Source organism: Pseudomonas sp. D(2018), assembly GCF_005502555.1.
GTDB lineage: Bacteria > Pseudomonadota > Gammaproteobacteria > Pseudomonadales > Pseudomonadaceae > Metapseudomonas > Metapseudomonas resinovorans.
Genome location: NZ_SCOK01000010.1, coordinates 63,155 through 80,997, shown reverse-complemented (window position 1 = coordinate 80,997; position 17,843 = coordinate 63,155). Strand labels below are relative to the sequence as shown.

Genomic DNA, 17,843 nt, shown 5'->3' with positions numbered 1-17,843 from the left:
GCTCTGAACAGAATGCGGCCAACCCCCAACAGATAGCCGCAACAGCAGAACAACAATGATCAGAATCAGAGGAGGCAAGCTATGACCGACCTGAACCAACCTGCGTTTCAGAAGTGCGCGGACAGGCCAGTTGAGAACATTGAAATCGATACGCTTGTCGTTGGCGCCGGTCAGGCCGGCGTGGCCATGAGTGAGCACCTGAGCAAGCTTGGGGTGCCGCACCTTGTCCTGGAGCGCAATCGCATCGCCGAAGCCTGGCGCACGGGGCGCTGGGATTCGCTGGTTGCCAATGGCCCGGCCTGGCACGATCGCTTCCCGGGACTGGAGTTCGACCTCGATCCCGATGCCTTCGCCCCGAAAGAACAGGTTGCGGATTACTTCGAAGCCTATGCCAAGCAGTTCGATGCCCCCATCCGCACCGGCGTGGAAGTGAAGTCGGTAGTACGCAATACCGACCGTCCGGGTTTCACCATTGAAACGTCCGAGGGCGTGATCCAGGCAAACCGTGTGGTGGCCGCTACCGGACCTTTCCAGCGCCCGATCATCCCGCCGATCGCACCCACCAATGCGAAGGTCACGCAGATCCACTCCGCCCAGTACCGCAATCCGCAGCAACTGCCAGAGGGCGGCGTGCTGGTGGTGGGGGCCGGATCGTCGGGCGTGCAGATTGCTGATGAGCTGCAGCGCGCCGGCAAGCAGGTCTATCTGTCAGTTGGCCCGCATGATCGTCCGCCGCGTGCCTACCGCAACCGCGATTTCTGCTGGTGGCTCGGCGTGCTTGGCCTGTGGGATGCGGAAGCCGCGCAGCCGGGCAAGGAACACGTGACCATTGCTGTAAGCGGTGCCCGAGGCGGCCATACGGTCGACTTCCGTGGCCTGGCCCATCAGGGCGTGACGCTCGTTGGTCTGACCAAGTCGTTCGATGGCGACCTGGTGACCTTCCAACAGGACCTGGCGGACAACATCGCCCGTGGTGACGAGAACTATCTGTCCTTGCTGGATGCCGCAGATGCCTATATCGCGCGCAATGGTCTCGATCTCCCGGAGGAGCCCGAAGCCCGCGCTACCTACCCGGATCCGGAATGCGTGAGCAACCCGATTCTCGAGCTGGACCTCGCCAAGGCCGGCGTCACTTCGATCATCTGGGCGACCGGTTATGCAGTTGATTACAGCTGGTTGAAGGTCAACGCCTTCGATGCCAAGGGCAAGCCGCAGCATCAGCGCGGTGTTTCTAGCGAGCCGGGTATCTATTTCGTCGGCCTGCCGTGGCTGTCGCGTCGTGGCTCCACATTCATCTGGGGCGTTTGGCACGATGCGAAGCACATTGCTGACCATATCGCCACGCAGCGCAAATACCTCGCTTACCGCGACCCCTCGCAGCGCCAGGCAGAAGACTGATCGATAGAAAAGTCCTGATGGCACGCGCCCTGATTCGCAGGTTCAAACAGTCAGATTAATGGAAGTAAATCGATGCCTACTCATACCCGCATCCGCATGTTCAACACCAAAGATACGTATCCGAACCAGTCGCTGGACAATGACCTCTGCCAGGCCGTGCGCGCCGGCAATACCGTCTATGTCCGCGGACAGGTCGGGACCGATTTCGAAGGTCGCCTGGTAGGGCTCGGCGACCCGCGTGCTCAGACCGAGCAGGCGATGAAGAACGTCAAGCAACTGCTGGAGGAGGCGGGCAGCGACCTGTCTCATATCGTCAAGACCACCACCTATCTGATCGACCCGCGTTACCGCGAGCCGGTCTATCAGGAGGTGGGCAAATGGCTGAAGGGCGTGTTCCCCATTTCCACCGGCCTGGTGGTGTCGGCCCTGGGCCAACCCCAGTGGCTGATGGAGATCGACGTGATCGCGGTGATTCCGGATGACTGGCAGCCGGCGAAGGCATAAGGAGCAAGGCTATGACGTTCTCCATCATTGGGCGCTGCTCTGAGACGGGCCAGCTCGGAATTGCCATCAGCTCATCGAGCATCGCCGTTGGCGCCCGTTGTCCGTGGGTTCGTGCCGGCGTGGGAGCGGTGGCGACGCAGAACGTCACGCTGCCGGCCCTGGGGCCGCAGATTCTCGATCTGCTGGATGGTCAGCTGGAGCCGGCGGCGGCCCTGGATCGTGCGCTGAGCAGCAATGGCTGGAGCCAATACCGGCAGGTGACGGTGATCGATAGCCAGGGCCGCGTCGCGCTGTTCAGCGGCAGCGAAGCCTTGGGCGTGCACAACGCCGTGGCCGGCGAGCAATGCGCTGCAGCGGGTAACCTGCTGTCCGGTCGTCATGTCATAGAAGCCATGGTGCAGGCCTTTGAGTCTGCACCGGGGATGCTGGCCGACCGGCTACTGGCGGCGATGCATGCCGCGATGTCGGCGGGCGGTGAGGCTGGGCCTGTGCATTCGGCGGCGCTCAAGGTGGTGGGGGATCTCACTTGGCCGATCGTCGACCTGCGAGTGGACTGGGCTGATGAGGACCCCATCGGGCAGTTGGACGGGCTATGGCAGGCCTATCGGCCGCAGATGCAGGACTACCTGACTCGGGCGCTGGACCCTACCGCCGCACCCAGCTACGGGGTGCCGGGTGATGAGTGAGTCGGGCAGTCGCGCATTGCTGGAGCGGCTGGTCGGATTTGCGACCGTCAGTCGGGATTCCAATCTGGAGCTCATCGCCTTCATCAGGGATTACCTGGCGGAGTTGGGGGTGGAGAGCGAGCTCTTCTACAACGCGGAGCGGACCAAGGCCAATCTGTTTGCCACCATCGGCCCCGGGGATCGGAGTGGCGTCGTGCTTTCCGGGCATACCGACGTGGTGCCGGTGGACGGGCAGGCCTGGACGGTCGACCCATTCCGCCTGACCGACAGGGAAGGGCGGCTGTATGGGCGCGGCACGGCGGATATGAAGGGGTTTATCGCCTCCGTGTTGGCGGCGGTGCCCGGCTTTCTTGAGCGGCCGCTGCAGATGCCGGTGCATCTGGCTTTCTCTTATGACGAGGAAGTCGGTTGCCTGGGTGTGCGGCCGATGCTCGCTGAGCTGGAGAGCAGACCGCACAAGCCGTGGCTTTGTCTGATTGGCGAACCTACTGAACTGAAGCCTGTGCTCGGGCACAAGGGCAAGCTGGCGATGCGCTGCCAGGTGCAGGGTGCCGCCTGTCATTCGGCTTATGCGCCTCAAGGTGTCAACGCCATCGAATACGCAGCAAGGTTGATCGGCAAACTTGGAGAGATCGGTGCCGAACTGGCGCGACCGGAGCGCCATGATGAGCGTTTCGACCCCCCGTTCTCTACCGTGCAGACTGGCACCATCAAGGGCGGGCGGGCGCTGAACATAGTGCCGGCGGAGTGCGAGTTCGATTTCGAAGTGCGGGCGCTGCCGAATTTCGATGCAAGGCAAGTAGCCGACGAGCTGCAGTCTTTCGCTGAAACGGAGCTCGTGCCGAAAATGCGCGTCGTTCAACCTGACACTGGCATTCGCCTCCAGCCGTTGAGTGCTTATCCAGGGCTGGCGACATCGCCTGATAGTGAAGCAGCACAGTTGTTGGCATTAATCAGTGGTTCGGCGGAGTTCGGAACCGTTGCCTTCGGTACCGAAGGCGGGCTGTACGATCAAAGCGGTATTCCCACTGTGGTCTGCGGCCCCGGCAGCATGGATCAGGGCCACAAGCCGGACGAATTCATCAGCCTCGAACAGTTGGCTGCCTGTGACGCCATGCTGCACCGTCTGGCGCTTTATCTACAGGGCGCGGGCGCTCTGCTGTAGACTGCCGCACCCTTACGAAATGCCTGAGGGCCTGGAATTGACGGGCGTCAGCCCCGTTGCTACCATTCCAGCCCTTATATCGGCTCGATTCCTCCGTTTTGAGGTCGAAAAAGCCGGTGTCAACCCCAAGGATTTGCGTCACTACCAGCTTCGGTTGGAAAGGGCGCCACTGGGGCAGCGCGGGATACCAGCTTCGATCCCCGCTGCTTCTATTGATGACTTGACCGCATTGGCTGGAGTGCGGAATAGGGCCTTTCCTGGCCTTTGACTACAGGTATGAACATGAGCGAAAGCTTTGCAGAACTTTTTGAAGAAAGCCTGAAATCCCTCGACATGCAGCCGGGTGCAATCATCACCGGCATCGTGGTCGACATCGATGGTGACTGGGTCACCGTCCATGCTGGCCTGAAATCCGAGGGCGTCATCCCGGTCGAGCAGTTCTACAACGAACAAGGCGAGCTGACCATCAAGGTGGGTGACGAGGTCCACGTTGCGCTTGACGCTGTGGAAGATGGCTTCGGTGAAACCAAGCTGTCCCGCGAGAAAGCCAAGCGTGCCGAGTCCTGGCTGGTTCTGGAAGCAGCCTTCAACGCCGAGGAAGTGGTCAAAGGCGTTATCAACGGCAAGGTCAAAGGCGGTTTCACCGTCGACGTCAGCGGCATCCGCGCGTTCCTGCCGGGCTCCCTGGTGGATGTGCGCCCTGTGCGCGACACCGCCCACCTGGAAGGCAAAGAGCTCGAATTCAAGGTCATCAAGCTCGACCAGAAGCGCAACAACGTTGTCGTTTCCCGTCGCAGCGTCCTGGAAGCCGAGAACAGCGCCGAGCGCGAAGCTCTGCTGGAATCCCTGCAGGAAGGCCAGCAAGTCAAAGGTATCGTCAAGAACCTCACCGATTACGGTGCGTTCGTTGACCTGGGCGGCGTAGATGGTCTGCTGCACATCACCGACATGGCCTGGAAGCGCATCAAGCATCCGTCCGAGATCGTCAACGTTGGTGACGAGATCGACGTCAAGGTCCTGAAGTTCGATCGCGAGCGCAATCGCGTTTCCCTGGGTCTGAAGCAGCTGGGCGAAGACCCATGGGTCGCCATCAAGGCGCGCTACCCGGAAGGTACTCGCGTTACTGCTCGCGTTACCAACCTCACCGACTACGGCTGCTTCGCCGAGCTGGAAGAGGGTGTGGAAGGCCTGGTGCACGTTTCCGAAATGGACTGGACCAACAAAAACATCCACCCGTCGAAAGTCGTTCAGGTTGGCGACGAAGTGGAAGTTCAGGTTCTGGACATCGACGAAGAGCGTCGTCGTATCTCCCTGGGCATCAAGCAGTGCAAGTCCAACCCGTGGGAAGACTTCTCCAGCCGCTTCAACAAGGGCGACAAGATCTCCGGCACCATCAAGTCGATCACCGATTTCGGTATCTTCATCGGCTTGGAAGGCGGCATCGACGGTCTGGTTCACCTGTCCGACATCTCCTGGAACGAAGTTGGCGAAGAAGCCGTTCGCCGCTTCAAGAAGGGCGACGAGCTGGAAACCGTCATCCTCTCCGTTGATCCGGAGCGCGAGCGCATCTCCCTGGGCATCAAGCAACTGGAAGACGATCCGTTCTCCAGCTATGCCTCCATGCACGAGAAAGGCAGCATCGTTCGCGGTACCGTGAAAGAAGTTGACGCCAAGGGCGCTGTTATCAGCCTCGGTGGCGAGATCGAAGGCGTTCTGAAAGCTTCCGAAATCAGCCGTGACCGCGTTGAAGACGCGCGCAACGTGCTGAAGGAAGGCGAAGAAGTTGAAGCCAAGATCATCAGCATCGACCGTAAGAGCCGCGTAATCAGCCTCTCCATCAAGTCCAAGGACGTTGATGACGAGAAGGACGCCATGAAGGAACTGCGCAAGCAGGAAGTCGAGTCTACCGGCCCGACCACCATTGGTGACCTGATTCGTGCTCAGATGGAGAACCAGGGCTAATCACCCTCTCCATTAGCAAAAAGGGCGGCCTAGGCCGCCCTTTTTGTTATCTGCGTTTTCCCTTCTGGCGTTTGGGCTGTTCAAAGCTCCGTCGGCGTGCTAAAAACTCAGTGAGCTGATCTAGCCGCTTGAATTAGAAGGGAAAACCATGACCAAGTCGGAGTTGATCGAACGAATAGTCACCCATCAGGGCCAGTTGTCGTCCAAGGATGTCGAGCTTGCTATCAAGACCATGCTGGAGCAGATGTCCCAGGCCTTGGCGACAGGGGATCGGATAGAGATTCGTGGCTTCGGCAGCTTTTCCCTTCACTTCCGCGCGCCGCGAGTTGGGCGAAACCCCAAGACCGGCGAGTCTGTGCGTCTGGATGGCAAGTTCGTGCCGCATTTCAAGCCGGGCAAGGAATTGCGCGATCGAGTCAATGAAGAGGGTTAAAAGGGAGTCTTGAGGTCCCTGTGTGATAGAGCGAGCCTTTCCTTAAGGAGGGCTGCGTTGCTCCTTCTATCCATACTGCTCTTTACAGTCGTGGGGCATGAGCGAATCGTTCTTAATTGTTCTCGAATAGCCTTGATAGCAGTGCTGTGGCGCAGAGCGCTTTCATGTGGTGGCTAATGTTGCTTATCACCTGCTCTGCGCAATGATTTCAGGCTAAGCGACTGAACAGCTTTGATTTAAAGTTTCGAGTTGCGCTCGTTTGCGTTTGGGGTGGCCACTGGTAGAGGTTGCCGGAAGCTTACGCAGCACCTTCTGGCGTCCGGAGAATATGAAGGGCTTCTCATCGGCGACAACGTCAGTCCCACTGAGCACCCGATGATCATGCGCGCCAATGAAGAGCATCTCCCTTGGGATGCGTTCAAACGTGTGTTGTCCGAGCTGTTCGCGGCCGTCGAGAGCGATGATTACGTCCGCGTGCGTCAGCTCCTACGCGAAACAGTCAATGGTTACACCCCAGAAGAGGAAATTGTTGACTGGATCCATCAACAACGACGAATTGAGCCCAATAGCTCGAGGCATTAGTTTGTGTGGGGCGGTTTAGGAAGTACCGCGTCCCCTTACTGATGACAAGGAGTGTTCACGATGTTTCGTGTTCGATTCGCCTCGCTGTTTTTTGTGATCTGTTCGCTTTTCTTCGGCTATACCCAGTCTGCGGTTGCCGCGAAGGTGGAGGCTACAGCTGCTGTGGCAGGCGCTGCACAGCAGTCTGGCAAGCTCAATATCAATTCCGCCGATGCGGCGGCCTTCCAGGATCAAATGATCGGCATCGGTGAGGCAAAGGCCAATGCCATAGTCCAGTATCGAGAGGAGAACGGTCCGTTCTCTTCAATAGACGATCTGCTGGAGGTCAAGGGCATTGGCGTGAAGACGCTTGATAGGAATCGTGACAAGCTGAGTGTGGAGTAGTAGCGCAGAGTGTCAGAAAGCCGGCCTAACGAGCCGGCTTTTTTAGTGCTGGATAACCCGGAGTGCAGATCTTGGTTCGAATTCGGCCCATAAAGAAAAAGCCCTCGGCATGTGCCGAGGGCTTTTCAATTTGGCTCCGCGACCTGGACTCGAACCAGGGACCCAATGATTAACAGTCATTTGCTCTACCGACTGAGCTATCGCGGATCGGATGCGTCGTATCTTACTGATTAGAAAGGAGAAGTCAAGCATCTGCTTGAGCTTCTCCGATTTCTTTTCAGAGAACCTGGGTGATGGCGCGTGTGATGCTTTCCAGGTTGCTGTTGTTCAGCGCGGCAACGCAGATACGGCCGGTGCTGACGGCGTAGATACCGAACTCGTTCTTCAGGCGTTCAACCTGCTCGGCGGTCAGGCCGGAGTAGGAGAACATGCCGCGCTGGCGGGCAACGAAGCTGAAGTCGCGCTTGGCGCCTTGGTTGGTCAGTTGCTCAACCATGGCCAGGCGCATGCTGTGGATGCGGGTGCGCATTTCGCCCAGTTCCGCTTCCCACATGGCGCGGAGTTCGGGGCTGTTGAGTACCGAGGCAACCACGGTGGCGCCATGAGTCGGCGGGTTGGAGTAGTTGGTGCGGATCACGCGCTTGACCTGGGACAGCACGCGGCCGGCTTCTTCCTTCGAGTTGGTCACTACGGAGAGGGCACCGACGCGCTCGCCATAGAGCGAGAAAGACTTGGAGAAGGAGCTGGACACGAAGAACTGCAGACCCGACTCGGCGAACAGGCGCACTGCGAACGCATCCTGGTCGATGCCTTCGCCGAAGCCCTGGTAGGCGATATCGAGGAAGGGCACGTGCTCGCGTTCGCGCAGGACTTCCAGGACGGCTTTCCAGTCATCCAGGCCAAGGTCGACGCCGGTGGGATTGTGGCAGCAGGCGTGCAGGACCACGATGGAGCGGGCAGGCAGAGCCTTGAGATCTTCCAGTAGGCCGGCACGATTCACGCCGTTGGTGGCGGCATCGTAGTAACGGTAGTTCTGCACCGGGAAGCCGGCCGACTCGAACAGGGCGCGGTGGTTTTCCCAGCTCGGGTCGCTGATGGCGACGACGGCATTGGGTAGCAGGCGCTTGAGGAAGTCGGCACCAGTCTTCAGGGCGCCGGTGCCCCCCACGGCCTGGGTAGTGACTACACGGCCTTGAGCCAGCAGTTCGGAATCAGCACCGAACAGCAGTTTCTGCACAGCCTGATCGTAGGCGGCGATACCCTCGATCGGCAGGTAACCACGCGGAGCGTGGGCTTCGATGCGGGCCTTTTCCGCTTCAGCTACAGCACGCAGGAGCGGGATGCGGCCTTCCTCGTTGTAGTAGACGCCCACGCCCAGGTTGATCTTGTTGGCACGGGTATCGGCGTTGAACGCTTCGTTGAGACCTAGAATAGGGTCGCGCGGAGCCATTTCGACGGCAGAAAACAGACTCATGATGCGGCAGCTCGGAGGAGGAAGGTGAGGAGGAAATGCAACCCCGAACGATGTGCGCTAGGGGTTGCGCAATCGGGCCGGTATTATAGCGGCCCAGACAGTTTGCGGCGACATCGCGCGCAAGCTTTCCGCCAGGTATGACGCCCGTTCTGCGCAGGTGTCACATCCAAATTCGAGGTCAGCATGTCGGAGTTCCAGCTTGTCACCCGCTTCCAGCCCGCCGGCGACCAGCCGGAGGCCATTCGCCAGATGGTGGAAGGGCTGGAAGCCGGCCTGTCGCACCAGACACTGTTGGGCGTAACCGGGTCGGGGAAGACGTTCAGTATTGCCAACGTCATTTCCCAGGTTCAGCGCCCGACACTGGTGCTGGCGCCAAACAAGACTCTGGCGGCACAGCTTTACGGTGAGTTCCGGGCTTTTTTTCCGAACAATTCGGTCGAGTACTTCGTTTCCTATTACGACTACTACCAGCCGGAAGCCTACGTTCCGTCGTCGGACACCTATATCGAGAAGGACGCCTCGATCAACGACCATATTGAGCAGATGCGCCTGTCGGCGACCAAGGCCCTGCTGGAGCGGCCGGATGCCATCATCGTTGCCACGGTGTCCTCCATCTACGGTCTGGGTGATCCGGCGTCTTACCTGAAGATGGTCCTCCACATCGACCGCGGCGACCGTATCGATCAGCGCACCCTGTTGCGTCGCCTGGCGGAGCTGCAGTACACGCGCAATGACATGGACTTCGCCCGTGCCACCTTCCGGGTTCGCGGCGATGTCATCGACATCTTCCCGGCGGAATCCGATCTTGAAGCCATCCGGGTCGAGCTCTTCGACGATGAAGTGGAGAGCCTGGCGGCCTTCGATCCGCTGACCGGCGAGGTTATCCGCAAGTTGCCGCGCTTCACCTTCTACCCGAAGAGCCACTACGTGACGCCTCGCGAAGTGCTGCTGGAGGCGGTGGACAAGATCAAGGAAGAGCTGAAAGAACGTCTGGAACAGCTGCGTTCTGCCAACAAACTGGTGGAAGCGCAGCGCCTTGAGCAGCGCACTCGCTTCGATCTGGAGATGATCCTTGAGCTGGGCTACTGCAATGGTATCGAGAACTATTCCCGTTATCTCTCCGGCCGTGCTCCCGGTGAGCCGCCGCCCACGCTGTACGATTACCTGCCAGCCAATGCCCTGCTGGTGATTGACGAATCTCACGTCACGGTGCCCCAGGTCGGCGCCATGTTCAAAGGCGACCGTTCGCGCAAGGAAACCCTGGTGGAGTACGGATTCCGCTTGCCGTCCGCGCTGGACAACCGTCCGCTGCGTTTCGACGAGTGGGAGGCCATCAGCCCTCAAGCCATCTTCGTCTCGGCGACCCCGGGGCCCTATGAAGGTGAGCATGCGGGGCGGGTAGTCGAGCAGGTGGTACGACCCACGGGCTTGGTCGACCCGGAGGTCGAAGTGCGGCCAGCCAGGACGCAGGTGGACGATCTGCTCTCGGAGATCCGCAAGCGGGTTGCAGTGGAGGAGCGGGTGCTGGTCACCACGCTGACCAAGCGCATGGCGGAGGACCTGACCGACTACCTGGCCGACCACGATGTGAAAGTGCGCTACCTGCACTCGGACATCGATACCGTGGAGCGTGTGGAAATCATCCGGGATCTGCGTACTGGTGCTTTCGATGTGTTGGTGGGGATCAACCTGCTGCGTGAAGGCCTGGACATGCCGGAGGTGGCGCTGGTGGCCATTCTGGATGCGGACAAGGAGGGCTTCCTGCGTTCCGAGCGCTCACTGATTCAGACCATTGGTCGCGCGGCACGGAACCTCAACGGCAGGGCGATTCTTTACGCCGATAATGTCACCGGTTCCATGCAGCGTGCGCTGGACGAGACTGACCGGCGCCGGAGTAAGCAGGTGGCTTTCAACGAAGCCCACGGCATCGTGCCGAAGGGTGTGAAGAAGGACATCCAGGACATCCTCGAAGGTGCCACAGTGCCGGGTTCGCGCAGCAACAAGCGCAAGGCCATGGCGAAGGCGGCGGAGGAGAGCGCCCGGTACGAGGCGGAGCTGCGCTCGCCCAGCGAGATCACCAAGCGCATCCGTCAGATGGAGGAAAAGATGTTCCAGCTTGCCCGCGACTTGGAGTTCGAGGCCGCGGCGCAATTGCGCGACGAGATCCAGAAGTTGCGAGAGCGGCTGTTGAAAGTCTGAACAGAAATGGGCGCCGATAGGTGCCCATTTCGTTTGTCTTCAGCGGCGGCCGAAAATGATCAGCACAACGCCAGCGAGGGTGGCCAGGCACGCGAGCAGCGATGTGGCGTCAAGTCGCTCGCCGAGGATCAACAGGCCCAGCAGCAGGGCCACCACCGGGTTCACGAAGGCAAAGGTCGATACCAGGCTTGGCTTTACTTCGCGCAGCAGCCAGAAGTAGGCCGGGTAGACCCCCAGACTGACCGGGATCACCAGATACGCCATCCAGAGCCAGGCGTTCAGGCTGACGTTGGTCAACTCCACCCCATGCCAGTCGCCGCGCCAGAGACCGAATACCGCCAGTATCAGCGTGCCTGTCAGCATCTGTAGGCTGAGGCCCATCCAGCTGGAGCGGAAGGGCGGGCGCAGGCGCAGCAGCCAGGCGCCGATGGCCCAGAGCAAGGTGGCCATGACCACCAGTCCGCCGGCGAACCATTGGTCGAACCCCGCCGCATCTCCCAGTCCGTTGCCCATCAGCATCACGATTCCGCCGCTGGCCAGGGCCAGTCCGCAGAGGACCCAGAGTGGCGGGCGGCGGTCCAGCAACCATTCCAGTGCGACGCTCCAGAGGGGCAGGGTGGTGTAAAGCATGGCCAGCATGCCGGTGGGAAGAAACTGGTTGGCGTAGATCAGTGCGCCCTGGCCGACTGCGATCAGCAGCACGCCGCCGATCAGCGCGCCACCCAGGTCGCTGCGTTGTACCTGGGCCTTGCCGCTGGCCAGCACCCAGCCCAGGGCGAGAACGCCAGCGAAGAGGAAGCGCAGGGTCGCGATAACGAAAGGCGGAAGCTCACGAAGGAGGAAGTGGTTGGCCAGGTAGGTGGTGCCCCAGCCGATGTAAATCATGGCGAAGGCACCGATCAGGAGAAGGGTGCGACGGGTTGCAGCGTGGGAAGACATGTACAGCCTGAAACGCGACGCGCCGGTTGCCCGGCGCGGGATTAGTGGGCGGCGGCGCTGGCGCCCCCGGTGGAGCCGGCGGGCAGGGCGCGGGTGAGCAGCACAGCGAGCATGCTGACGCCAAGGGCGATGCCGATGAAATGGAAGGCGTCATTGTAGGCCATGATGCTGGCCTGCTGGTGTGCGATCTCGCTGAGTTTGCCGAGGGCCGCTTGCTCGCTGCCGAGCTTTTCCGTCAACAGGGCCAAGCGCTCAGCGACTTGCGGGTTGCTCGGCACCAGGGATTCGCGCAGGTAATCGAAGTAAACCTTGGCGCGGGCGTCGAGCAGGGTGGCGAGCAGAGCGATGCCGATGGCACCGCCCAGGTTGCGCAATATGTTGAACAGGCTGGAGGCTGAGCCGGCGTCCTGAGGCTGGATGTAAGCCGTGGCGATCAGGGATACGGTCACCATCACCAACGGCTGTCCGAGTGCGCGGATGATCTGGATCTGGTTGAACTGCGGCCCGGCGAAGTCGGGATTGAGTACCCCGGACGCAAAACTGGCGTAGCCAAACAGACCGAATCCCAGGGCGCAGAGCAACTTGGGAGAGATCACCTTCATCAGCTTGGGTACCAGCGGGATCAGGAACAACTGCGGAACACCCATCCACATGATCACCTCGCCGATCTGCAGCGCGTTGTAGTCCTGGATTTGCGCCAGATACAGCGGCAGCACATAGATGGAGCCGTAGAGGCCCATGCCCAGGCCGACGCTGGAAATGCTCGACAGGCCAAAGTTGCGGTTCTTCAGGATGCCCAGGTTGATCAGCGGGTGGGGGCGCGAGACCTGGAGGATCACGAAAAGAATCAGGCTGATCAGCGCTGTACCGCCCAGGCCGACGATCAGGTCGGACTCCAGCCAGTCCTTGCGGTGACCTTCCTCAAGGAATACCTGCAGGCAGCCGAGCCCTAGCCCCAAGGTGACGATGCCGGCGTAGTCGGTGCGTTTCAGTAGTTCCCAGTGCGGCGCTTTCTTTTCCAGACCGTAGAGCAAGCCAGCGATCATCAGCAGGCCTGGCGGGACGTTGATGTAGAAGATGTACTCCCAGCCGAAGTTTTCCGTCAGCCAGCCGCCCAGAGTAGGGCCGATGGAGGGAGCGAAGGTGGCGGTAATAGCAAACAGCGCCATGCCCTTGGCGCGGTGGTGCTCCGGCAGCTTGATCAGTGTCAGGGTGAAGGCCAGCGGAATCAGCGCGCCGCCGGTGAAACCCTGCATTGCGCGGAACACGATCATGCTTTCCAGGCTCCAGGCCAGGGAGCAGAGGAGCGACGAGATGAGGAAACCGATGGATACCCAGACTGCCAGTCGTCGCGCCGAGAGCAACTGCACCAGCCAGGCGGTGAGGGGAATCATGATGATTTCCGCCACCAGATAGGACGTGGAAATCCACGAACCTTCTTCCAGGGTCGCGGAGAGTGCGCCCTGGATGTCCTTGAGCGAAGAGTTGGTGATCTGAATGTCCAACACCGCCATGAAGGCGCCGAGCATCGCGCTCATCACCGCAATCCAGTCACGGCGGGACGGTTCGCCCGTGGGGCGAACCAGGGCGTCACCCGCCATGGTTTTCGGCCTTCAGGTGCACCTTGACGAGGACGGACATGCCCGGCCGGATTCGGCCCTTGAGCGGATTGTCTGCGGCGAAGATCAGCTTCACCGGCATGCGCTGTACTACCTTGGTGAAGTTGCCGGTGGCGTTGTCCGGCGGCAGCAGGCTGAACTGCGCGCCGGACGCGGCGAATAAGCTGTCGACTCGGCCTTCGATCGGCGTATCGGGGAAGCTGTCGAAGATCAGCACGGCGGTTTGTCCGGGCTGCATGCGCTCGATCTGGGTCTCCTTGAAGTTGGCCTGGATCCAGATATCAGCATCCGGCACTAACGAAAGAAGGTGTGCGCCGACCTGTACGTACTGGCCGTTGCGTGCAGCGCGCTGGCCGACACGCCCGTCCATGGGGGAGCGGATTTCGGTGCGGCCGAGATTCAGCTCGGCCTGGGCCACTTCGGCGCGGGCATTGGCAATTTGTGCATCGAGGCGCTTGATCTCTGCGTTGAGTGCATCCACTTGCTGGCGCTGGGCTTTGAGGTCGGCCTCGGCCTTGGCCACTTGCGAGCGGGCAACTCGCGAGTCGGCGGAAAGCGTAGTGACCCGCTCTTCGGAGATGTACCCCGGCTTGCGCAGCGTCTGGGCGCGGGACAGGTCGATCTGGGTGCGTCCGAGGGTGGCCTGGCTAGCCGCAACGTCCGCCTCGCTAGCGGCGATCGTGCTGGATTGCTGGGCCAGCTTGCTTTGTGCCTGGACCAGCTCCGCCTCGCGGGTGGCGAGCAGGGCGCGAGCGCGTTCTAGGGCAAGCTTGAAGTCGTCGGCTTCCAGGCGGACCAGCAGGTCGCCTTTCTTCACCTGCTGGTTATCGCTGACCAGCACTTCTTCGATACGGGCACCAAGTTGGCTGGACACGCGGGTGATTTCGCCCTGGACGTAGGCGTTGTCGGTGCTTTCGACGAAGCGGCCGATCAGCAGCCAGTGGACGAAGAACCCGGAAATGACCAGTGCCACCAGGGCGATGAAGACGAACAGGCGGCGTTGCAGTTTGGCAGGCATGGAAAACGTTGCTCGAAGTCTTTTCAGAATGTTGCGAATCTAGCAGTGTTCCGCCCTAGCAAATAGCCAGTACAATTCAGAAACTTTGTTGCTTATAGGGAACAATAATGGGGCTGGATGATGCGCTGATCTTCACTCGCGTAGTCGAGTGCCACAGCTTCACTCAGGCAGCTCAGAGCCTGGGCATGCAGAAGTCGACTGTCAGTAGGCGCATAGCGCTGCTGGAAGAGCGCCTCGGCGTACGTCTGCTCAACCGCACCACGCGCAAGCTTCGCTTGACTGAAGTTGGCCTGGCCTACTACGAGCGCTGCCGGCAGATCATGCTGGACTTCGCCGAAGCCGAGCAGGCCGTGATGCAGTTGCAGCAGGAGCCGTCCGGTCTGCTGCGTGTGACCGCGCCCATCGAGTTTGGCCAATTGTTCCTTGGCAAGGTGTTGGGCAGCTTCATGCGCCAGTATCCGCAGATCACGGCAGAAGTGGAGATCACCTCGCGCAACGTCGATCCGCTGGAGGAGGGCGTGGACATCGCCATCATGATCGGGCAGCCCCAGGATTCCACCCTGATCGCCCGCAAGCTGTTCGAGAGTGGTCGCCGGCTCTGCGCGAGCCCAGCCTACCTGGCGGCCCACGGCACCCCGCGCACGGTGGAGGCGCTGGCTGGCCACCGCGCGGTACTGTTGCCGCAGGACTCTCAACGCTACTGGATGCTGCTGGGTGAACACGTACCCTGTCAGCGCGTCCTCTATTGCAACAACATTACCTTCGCCCGCGAAGCGGTTCTGGCGGGGGCCGGGATTGCGGCGTTGCCGCTGATGTTCACCGAATCCGCCGTGCAGCGCGGTGAGCTGATCGAACTGCTGCCCGAGGCGCGGCTGCCCAGCGGCGAAATTTATGCGGTCTATCCGTCTCGGCGGTTCCAGGCAATGAAGGTCAAGGCCTTCCTCGACTTCCTGATGCGCAGCCTGCCGGTGCAGGAAGGACACTTGCTGGAGCCCGTGGCGGCCAGCCTGATAAGATCGCGCCTTTGATCGTCCCCCTGTTTCGAGAGCAATCCATGACCACCGTCCGTACCCGTATCGCGCCGTCGCCCACCGGCGACCCGCACGTGGGCACCGCCTACATCGCCCTGTTCAACCTGTGTTTTGCGCGCCAGCACGGCGGTCAGTTCATCCTGCGCATCGAAGATACCGACCAACTGCGCTCTACCCGTGAGTCCGAGCAGCAGATCTATGATGCGCTGCGCTGGCTGGGCATCGAGTGGGATGAAGGTCCTGATGTCGGTGGCCCGCACGGTCCCTATCGCCAGAGCGAACGTGGCGATATCTACAAGAAGTACTCTCAGGAGCTGGTGGACAAGGGTCATGCCTTCCCCTGCTTCTGCACCTCAGAGCGTCTGGACAAGCTGCGCGCCGAGCAAACCGAGCGCAAGGAAACCCCGCGCTACGACGGCCACTGTATGCACCTGTCCAAGGACGACGCCGATAAGCGTATTGCCGCCGGCGAACCCCATGTCGTACGGATGAAGGTGCCAACCGAAGGCGTCTGCGTGGTGCCGGACCTGCTCCGTGGTGATGTGGAAATCCCGTGGGATCGCATGGACATGCAGGTCCTGATGAAGACTGACGGTTTGCCGACCTATTTCCTCGCCAACGTGGTGGATGACCACCTGATGGGCATCACCCATGTGCTGCGTGGAGAAGAGTGGCTGCCCTCGGCGCCCAAGCTGATCAAGCTCTACGAGTACTTTGGCTGGGAACAACCCAAACTCTGCTACATGCCGCTGCTGCGCAATCCGGACAAGAGCAAGCTGTCCAAGCGCAAGAACCCCACATCCATCACCTTCTATGAGCGCATGGGCTTCCTGCCAGAAGCGATGCTCAACTACCTTGGCCGCATGGGTTGGTCCATGCCGGACGAGCGCGAGAAGTTCTCCCTGGCCGAAATGGTCGAGCACTTCGATCTGTCGCGCATTTCCCTGGGTGGTCCGATCTTCGACCTGGAGAAGCTGTCCTGGCTGAACGGTCAGTGGATCCGGGAGCTGCCGGTAGAACGCTTCGCTGCCGAGGTGCAGAAGTGGGCGCTCAATCCCGAGTACCTGATGCGCATCGCGCCGCACGTGCAGGGTAGGGTGGAAACCTTCAGCCAGATCGCGCCGCTGGCCGGTTTCTTCTTCTCCGGTGGCGTGCCGCTGGATGCAAAACTGTTCGAGCACAAGAAGCTCGGCCCGGACCAGGTGCGTCAGGTCATGCAGTTGGTGCTCTGGAAGCTGGAATCCCTGCGTCAGTGGGAAAAGGACCGCATCACCGGTTGCATCCAGGCCGTGGCCGAAAGCCTGGAGCTCAAGCTGCGTGATGTCATGCCGCTGATGTTCCCGGCCATCACTGGCCAGGCCAGCTCGGTATCGGTACTCGACGCCATGGAAATCCTCGGGGCTGATCTCAGCCGCTTCCGTCTGCGCCAGGCCATCGAGCTGCTCGGTGGCGTGTCGAAGAAGGAAACCAAGGAGTGGGAGAAGCTGCTCGCGGCCATCGCGTGATGGCCCGCCGGCTGGTGCGGGGAGGTCCCTGCATCGGCCGAGGTTTGGTAAGTGGTTGTTCTTCCAGATAAAAAAGTTCGTGTTGTTGAAAAAATAGTGTTGACAGCAGGAGGGGGCGCCCCTAATATGCGCCCCGTCCTCGCGACGGGGCTATAGCTCAGCTGGGAGAGCGCTTGCATGGCATGCAAGAGGTCGACGGTTCGATCCCGTCTAGCTCCACCACTCCTTTCAGGTGTGGGTCGCGAAAAGGCATGAAGGTTTCGTCCCCTTCGTCTAGTGGCCTAGGACACCGCCCTTTCACGGCGGTAACAGGGGTTCGAGTCCCCTAGGGGACGCCATATTCCAGCAGCATCGGTCACGCCGATGCAGCCGAAGTAATTCGGGGCTATAGCTCAGCTGGGAGAGCGCTTGCATGGCATGCAAGAGGTCGACGGTTCGATCCCGTCTAGCTCCACCAAACATGATGCGCCACGCATCACAAGGGCCAGCCTAGTGCTGGCCCCGTTGTTCGAAGGTTTCGTCCCCTTCGTCTAGTGGCCTAGGACACCGCCCTTTCACGGCGGTAACAGGGGTTCGAGTCCCCTAGGGGACGCCATATTCCAGCAGCATCGGCCATGCCGGTGCAGCCGAAGCGATTCGGGGCTATAGCTCAGCTGGGAGAGCGCTTGCATGGCATGCAAGAGGTCGACGGTTCGATCCCGTCTAGCTCCACCAAATCGATGCCTTGCGCATCACTCAGGGCCAGCCCAGGTGCTGGCCCTGCTGTTCGAAGGTTTTGTCCCCTTCGTCTAGTGGCCTAGGACACCGCCCTTTCACGGCGGTAACAGGGGTTCGAGTCCCCTAGGGGACGCCACTTTCAAGTTTCCCGCTCTGCGGGCTTTTCGAGGGTCATTCCAGTTTGGGATGGCCCTTTTGTTTTTCCGGCTTTCAAAAAAGCTCCCACG

Annotated in this window: 14 protein-coding genes, 7 tRNA genes and 1 pseudogene; 17 read left to right on the top strand and 5 right to left on the bottom strand. The window is 60.7% G+C overall.

Going from position 1 to position 17,843, the window contains the following annotated elements; translation table 11 throughout:
- Positions 1 to 81 precede the first annotated feature (81 nt).
- The 8 genes and pseudogenes from FFS60_RS09470 to FFS60_RS09435 all read left to right on the top strand — a co-directional run bounded on the left by FFS60_RS09470 (position 82) and on the right by FFS60_RS09435 (position 7,114).
- Positions 82 to 1,398 carry an NAD(P)/FAD-dependent oxidoreductase gene (locus tag FFS60_RS09470; protein ID WP_137821819.1) on the top strand — a complete coding sequence of 439 codons (1,317 nt, stop codon included), beginning with the start codon at positions 82 to 84 and terminating at the stop codon, positions 1,396 to 1,398.
- A gap of 72 nt (positions 1,399 to 1,470) precedes the next feature.
- Positions 1,471 to 1,902 carry a RidA family protein gene (locus tag FFS60_RS09465; RefSeq protein ID WP_028630238.1) on the top strand — a complete coding sequence of 144 codons (432 nt, stop codon included), beginning with the start codon at positions 1,471 to 1,473 and terminating at the stop codon, positions 1,900 to 1,902.
- A gap of 11 nt (positions 1,903 to 1,913) precedes the next feature.
- Positions 1,914 to 2,588, top strand: a complete 675-nt coding sequence (locus FFS60_RS09460) for a DUF1028 domain-containing protein (protein WP_137821818.1) — start codon at positions 1,914 to 1,916, stop codon at positions 2,586 to 2,588.
- Complete coding sequence (argE, locus tag FFS60_RS09455) at positions 2,581 to 3,753, top strand: acetylornithine deacetylase (protein ID WP_137821817.1); 1,173 nt, start codon at positions 2,581 to 2,583, stop codon at positions 3,751 to 3,753. The genes FFS60_RS09460 and argE overlap by 8 nt, the downstream gene beginning before the upstream one ends.
- 282 nt (positions 3,754 to 4,035) lie before the next feature.
- Complete coding sequence (gene rpsA, locus FFS60_RS09450; RefSeq protein ID WP_028630235.1) at positions 4,036 to 5,715, top strand: 30S ribosomal protein S1; 1,680 nt, start codon at positions 4,036 to 4,038, stop codon at positions 5,713 to 5,715.
- A 148-nt stretch (positions 5,716 to 5,863) separates the two neighbouring features.
- Positions 5,864 to 6,148, top strand: coding sequence for an integration host factor subunit beta (gene ihfB / locus FFS60_RS09445; RefSeq protein ID WP_028630234.1), 285 nt, complete (start codon positions 5,864 to 5,866; stop codon positions 6,146 to 6,148).
- Between the two features lie 327 nt (positions 6,149 to 6,475).
- Positions 6,476 to 6,730: pseudogene (locus tag FFS60_RS09440) on the top strand (polysaccharide biosynthesis protein); the annotation flags it as partial.
- Positions 6,731 to 6,790: 60 nt separating this feature from the next.
- Entirely contained in the window at positions 6,791 to 7,114 is a 324-nt protein-coding gene (locus FFS60_RS09435) for a ComEA family DNA-binding protein (RefSeq protein WP_028630222.1), read from the top strand.
- A gap of 131 nt (positions 7,115 to 7,245) precedes the next feature.
- On the opposite strand, the gene FFS60_RS09430 is transcribed toward FFS60_RS09435, so the two are convergent.
- Positions 7,246 to 7,321 (bottom strand) — tRNA-Asn (locus FFS60_RS09430).
- A 70-nt stretch (positions 7,322 to 7,391) separates the two neighbouring features.
- Positions 7,392 to 8,588, bottom strand: a complete 1,197-nt coding sequence (locus FFS60_RS09425) for an amino acid aminotransferase (RefSeq protein WP_028630221.1) — start codon at positions 8,586 to 8,588, stop codon at positions 7,392 to 7,394.
- 183 nt (positions 8,589 to 8,771) lie between these two features.
- On the opposite strand from FFS60_RS09425, the gene uvrB reads away from it, so the two are divergent.
- Positions 8,772 to 10,787 carry an excinuclease ABC subunit UvrB gene (uvrB, locus tag FFS60_RS09420; protein ID WP_137821816.1) on the top strand — a complete coding sequence of 672 codons (2,016 nt, stop codon included), beginning with the start codon at positions 8,772 to 8,774 and terminating at the stop codon, positions 10,785 to 10,787.
- Between the two features lie 39 nt (positions 10,788 to 10,826).
- Here uvrB and FFS60_RS09415 read toward each other — a convergent pair whose 3' ends face one another.
- Genes FFS60_RS09415 through FFS60_RS09405 form a run of 3 tightly spaced genes read right to left on the bottom strand, consistent with a single transcriptional unit; the run spans position 10,827 to position 14,363 of the window.
- Positions 10,827 to 11,726: an EamA family transporter gene (locus FFS60_RS09415; protein WP_137821815.1), complete on the bottom strand. Its 900-nt coding sequence runs from the start codon at positions 11,724 to 11,726 to the stop codon at positions 10,827 to 10,829.
- 41 nt (positions 11,727 to 11,767) lie between these two features.
- Positions 11,768 to 13,267, bottom strand: coding sequence for an MDR family MFS transporter (locus tag FFS60_RS09410; RefSeq protein ID WP_171016510.1), 1,500 nt, complete (start codon positions 13,265 to 13,267; stop codon positions 11,768 to 11,770).
- Positions 13,268 to 13,316: 49 nt separating this feature from the next.
- Positions 13,317 to 14,363 (bottom strand): HlyD family secretion protein, encoded by a 1,047-nt coding sequence (locus FFS60_RS09405; protein ID WP_028631308.1) that lies wholly within the window; start codon positions 14,361 to 14,363, stop codon positions 13,317 to 13,319.
- A 107-nt stretch (positions 14,364 to 14,470) separates the two neighbouring features.
- Here FFS60_RS09405 and FFS60_RS09400 point away from each other — a divergent pair, with 107 nt between their 5' ends.
- From FFS60_RS09400 to FFS60_RS09365, 8 genes are all read left to right on the top strand, one after another.
- A complete protein-coding gene (locus FFS60_RS09400; RefSeq protein ID WP_028631309.1) occupies positions 14,471 to 15,391 on the top strand; it encodes a LysR family transcriptional regulator in 921 nt (306 codons plus the stop codon).
- Positions 15,392 to 15,417: 26 nt separating this feature from the next.
- Entirely contained in the window at positions 15,418 to 16,899 is a 1,482-nt protein-coding gene (gene gltX / locus FFS60_RS09395; RefSeq protein ID WP_137821813.1) for a glutamate--tRNA ligase, read from the top strand.
- A gap of 146 nt (positions 16,900 to 17,045) precedes the next feature.
- A tRNA-Ala gene (locus tag FFS60_RS09390) sits at positions 17,046 to 17,121 on the top strand.
- Between the two features lie 40 nt (positions 17,122 to 17,161).
- Positions 17,162 to 17,237, top strand: a tRNA-Glu gene (locus FFS60_RS09385).
- 43 nt (positions 17,238 to 17,280) lie between these two features.
- Positions 17,281 to 17,356: transfer RNA gene (locus FFS60_RS09380), tRNA-Ala, on the top strand.
- 62 nt (positions 17,357 to 17,418) lie between these two features.
- Positions 17,419 to 17,494, top strand: a tRNA-Glu gene (locus tag FFS60_RS09375).
- 43 nt (positions 17,495 to 17,537) lie between these two features.
- Positions 17,538 to 17,613: transfer RNA gene (locus FFS60_RS09370), tRNA-Ala, on the top strand.
- Positions 17,614 to 17,676: 63 nt separating this feature from the next.
- A tRNA-Glu gene (locus tag FFS60_RS09365) sits at positions 17,677 to 17,752 on the top strand.
- Positions 17,753 to 17,843: the final 91 nt, after the last annotated feature.

What these genes read in the sequence shown, in the direction of transcription:
- uvrB (WP_137821816.1), top strand. Translation starts at nt 8,772, where the DNA reads ATGTCGGAGTTCCAGCTTGTCACCCGCTTCCAGCCCGCCGGCGACCAG.
- FFS60_RS09465 (WP_028630238.1), top strand. Translation starts at nt 1,471, where the DNA reads ATGCCTACTCATACCCGCATCCGCATGTTCAACACCAAAGATACGTAT.
- FFS60_RS09425 (WP_028630221.1), bottom strand. Translation starts at nt 8,588, where the DNA reads ATGAGTCTGTTTTCTGCCGTCGAAATGGCTCCGCGCGACCCTATTCTA.
- argE (WP_137821817.1), top strand. Translation starts at nt 2,581, where the DNA reads ATGAGTGAGTCGGGCAGTCGCGCATTGCTGGAGCGGCTGGTCGGATTT.
- FFS60_RS09470 (WP_137821819.1), top strand. Translation starts at nt 82, where the DNA reads ATGACCGACCTGAACCAACCTGCGTTTCAGAAGTGCGCGGACAGGCCA.
- gltX (WP_137821813.1), top strand. Translation starts at nt 15,418, where the DNA reads ATGACCACCGTCCGTACCCGTATCGCGCCGTCGCCCACCGGCGACCCG.
- ihfB (WP_028630234.1), top strand. Translation starts at nt 5,864, where the DNA reads ATGACCAAGTCGGAGTTGATCGAACGAATAGTCACCCATCAGGGCCAG.
- FFS60_RS09405 (WP_028631308.1), bottom strand. Translation starts at nt 14,363, where the DNA reads ATGCCTGCCAAACTGCAACGCCGCCTGTTCGTCTTCATCGCCCTGGTG.
- FFS60_RS09415 (WP_137821815.1), bottom strand. Translation starts at nt 11,726, where the DNA reads ATGTCTTCCCACGCTGCAACCCGTCGCACCCTTCTCCTGATCGGTGCC.
- rpsA (WP_028630235.1), top strand. Translation starts at nt 4,036, where the DNA reads ATGAGCGAAAGCTTTGCAGAACTTTTTGAAGAAAGCCTGAAATCCCTC.
- FFS60_RS09460 (WP_137821818.1), top strand. Translation starts at nt 1,914, where the DNA reads ATGACGTTCTCCATCATTGGGCGCTGCTCTGAGACGGGCCAGCTCGGA.
- FFS60_RS09435 (WP_028630222.1), top strand. Translation starts at nt 6,791, where the DNA reads ATGTTTCGTGTTCGATTCGCCTCGCTGTTTTTTGTGATCTGTTCGCTT.
- FFS60_RS09400 (WP_028631309.1), top strand. Translation starts at nt 14,471, where the DNA reads ATGGGGCTGGATGATGCGCTGATCTTCACTCGCGTAGTCGAGTGCCAC.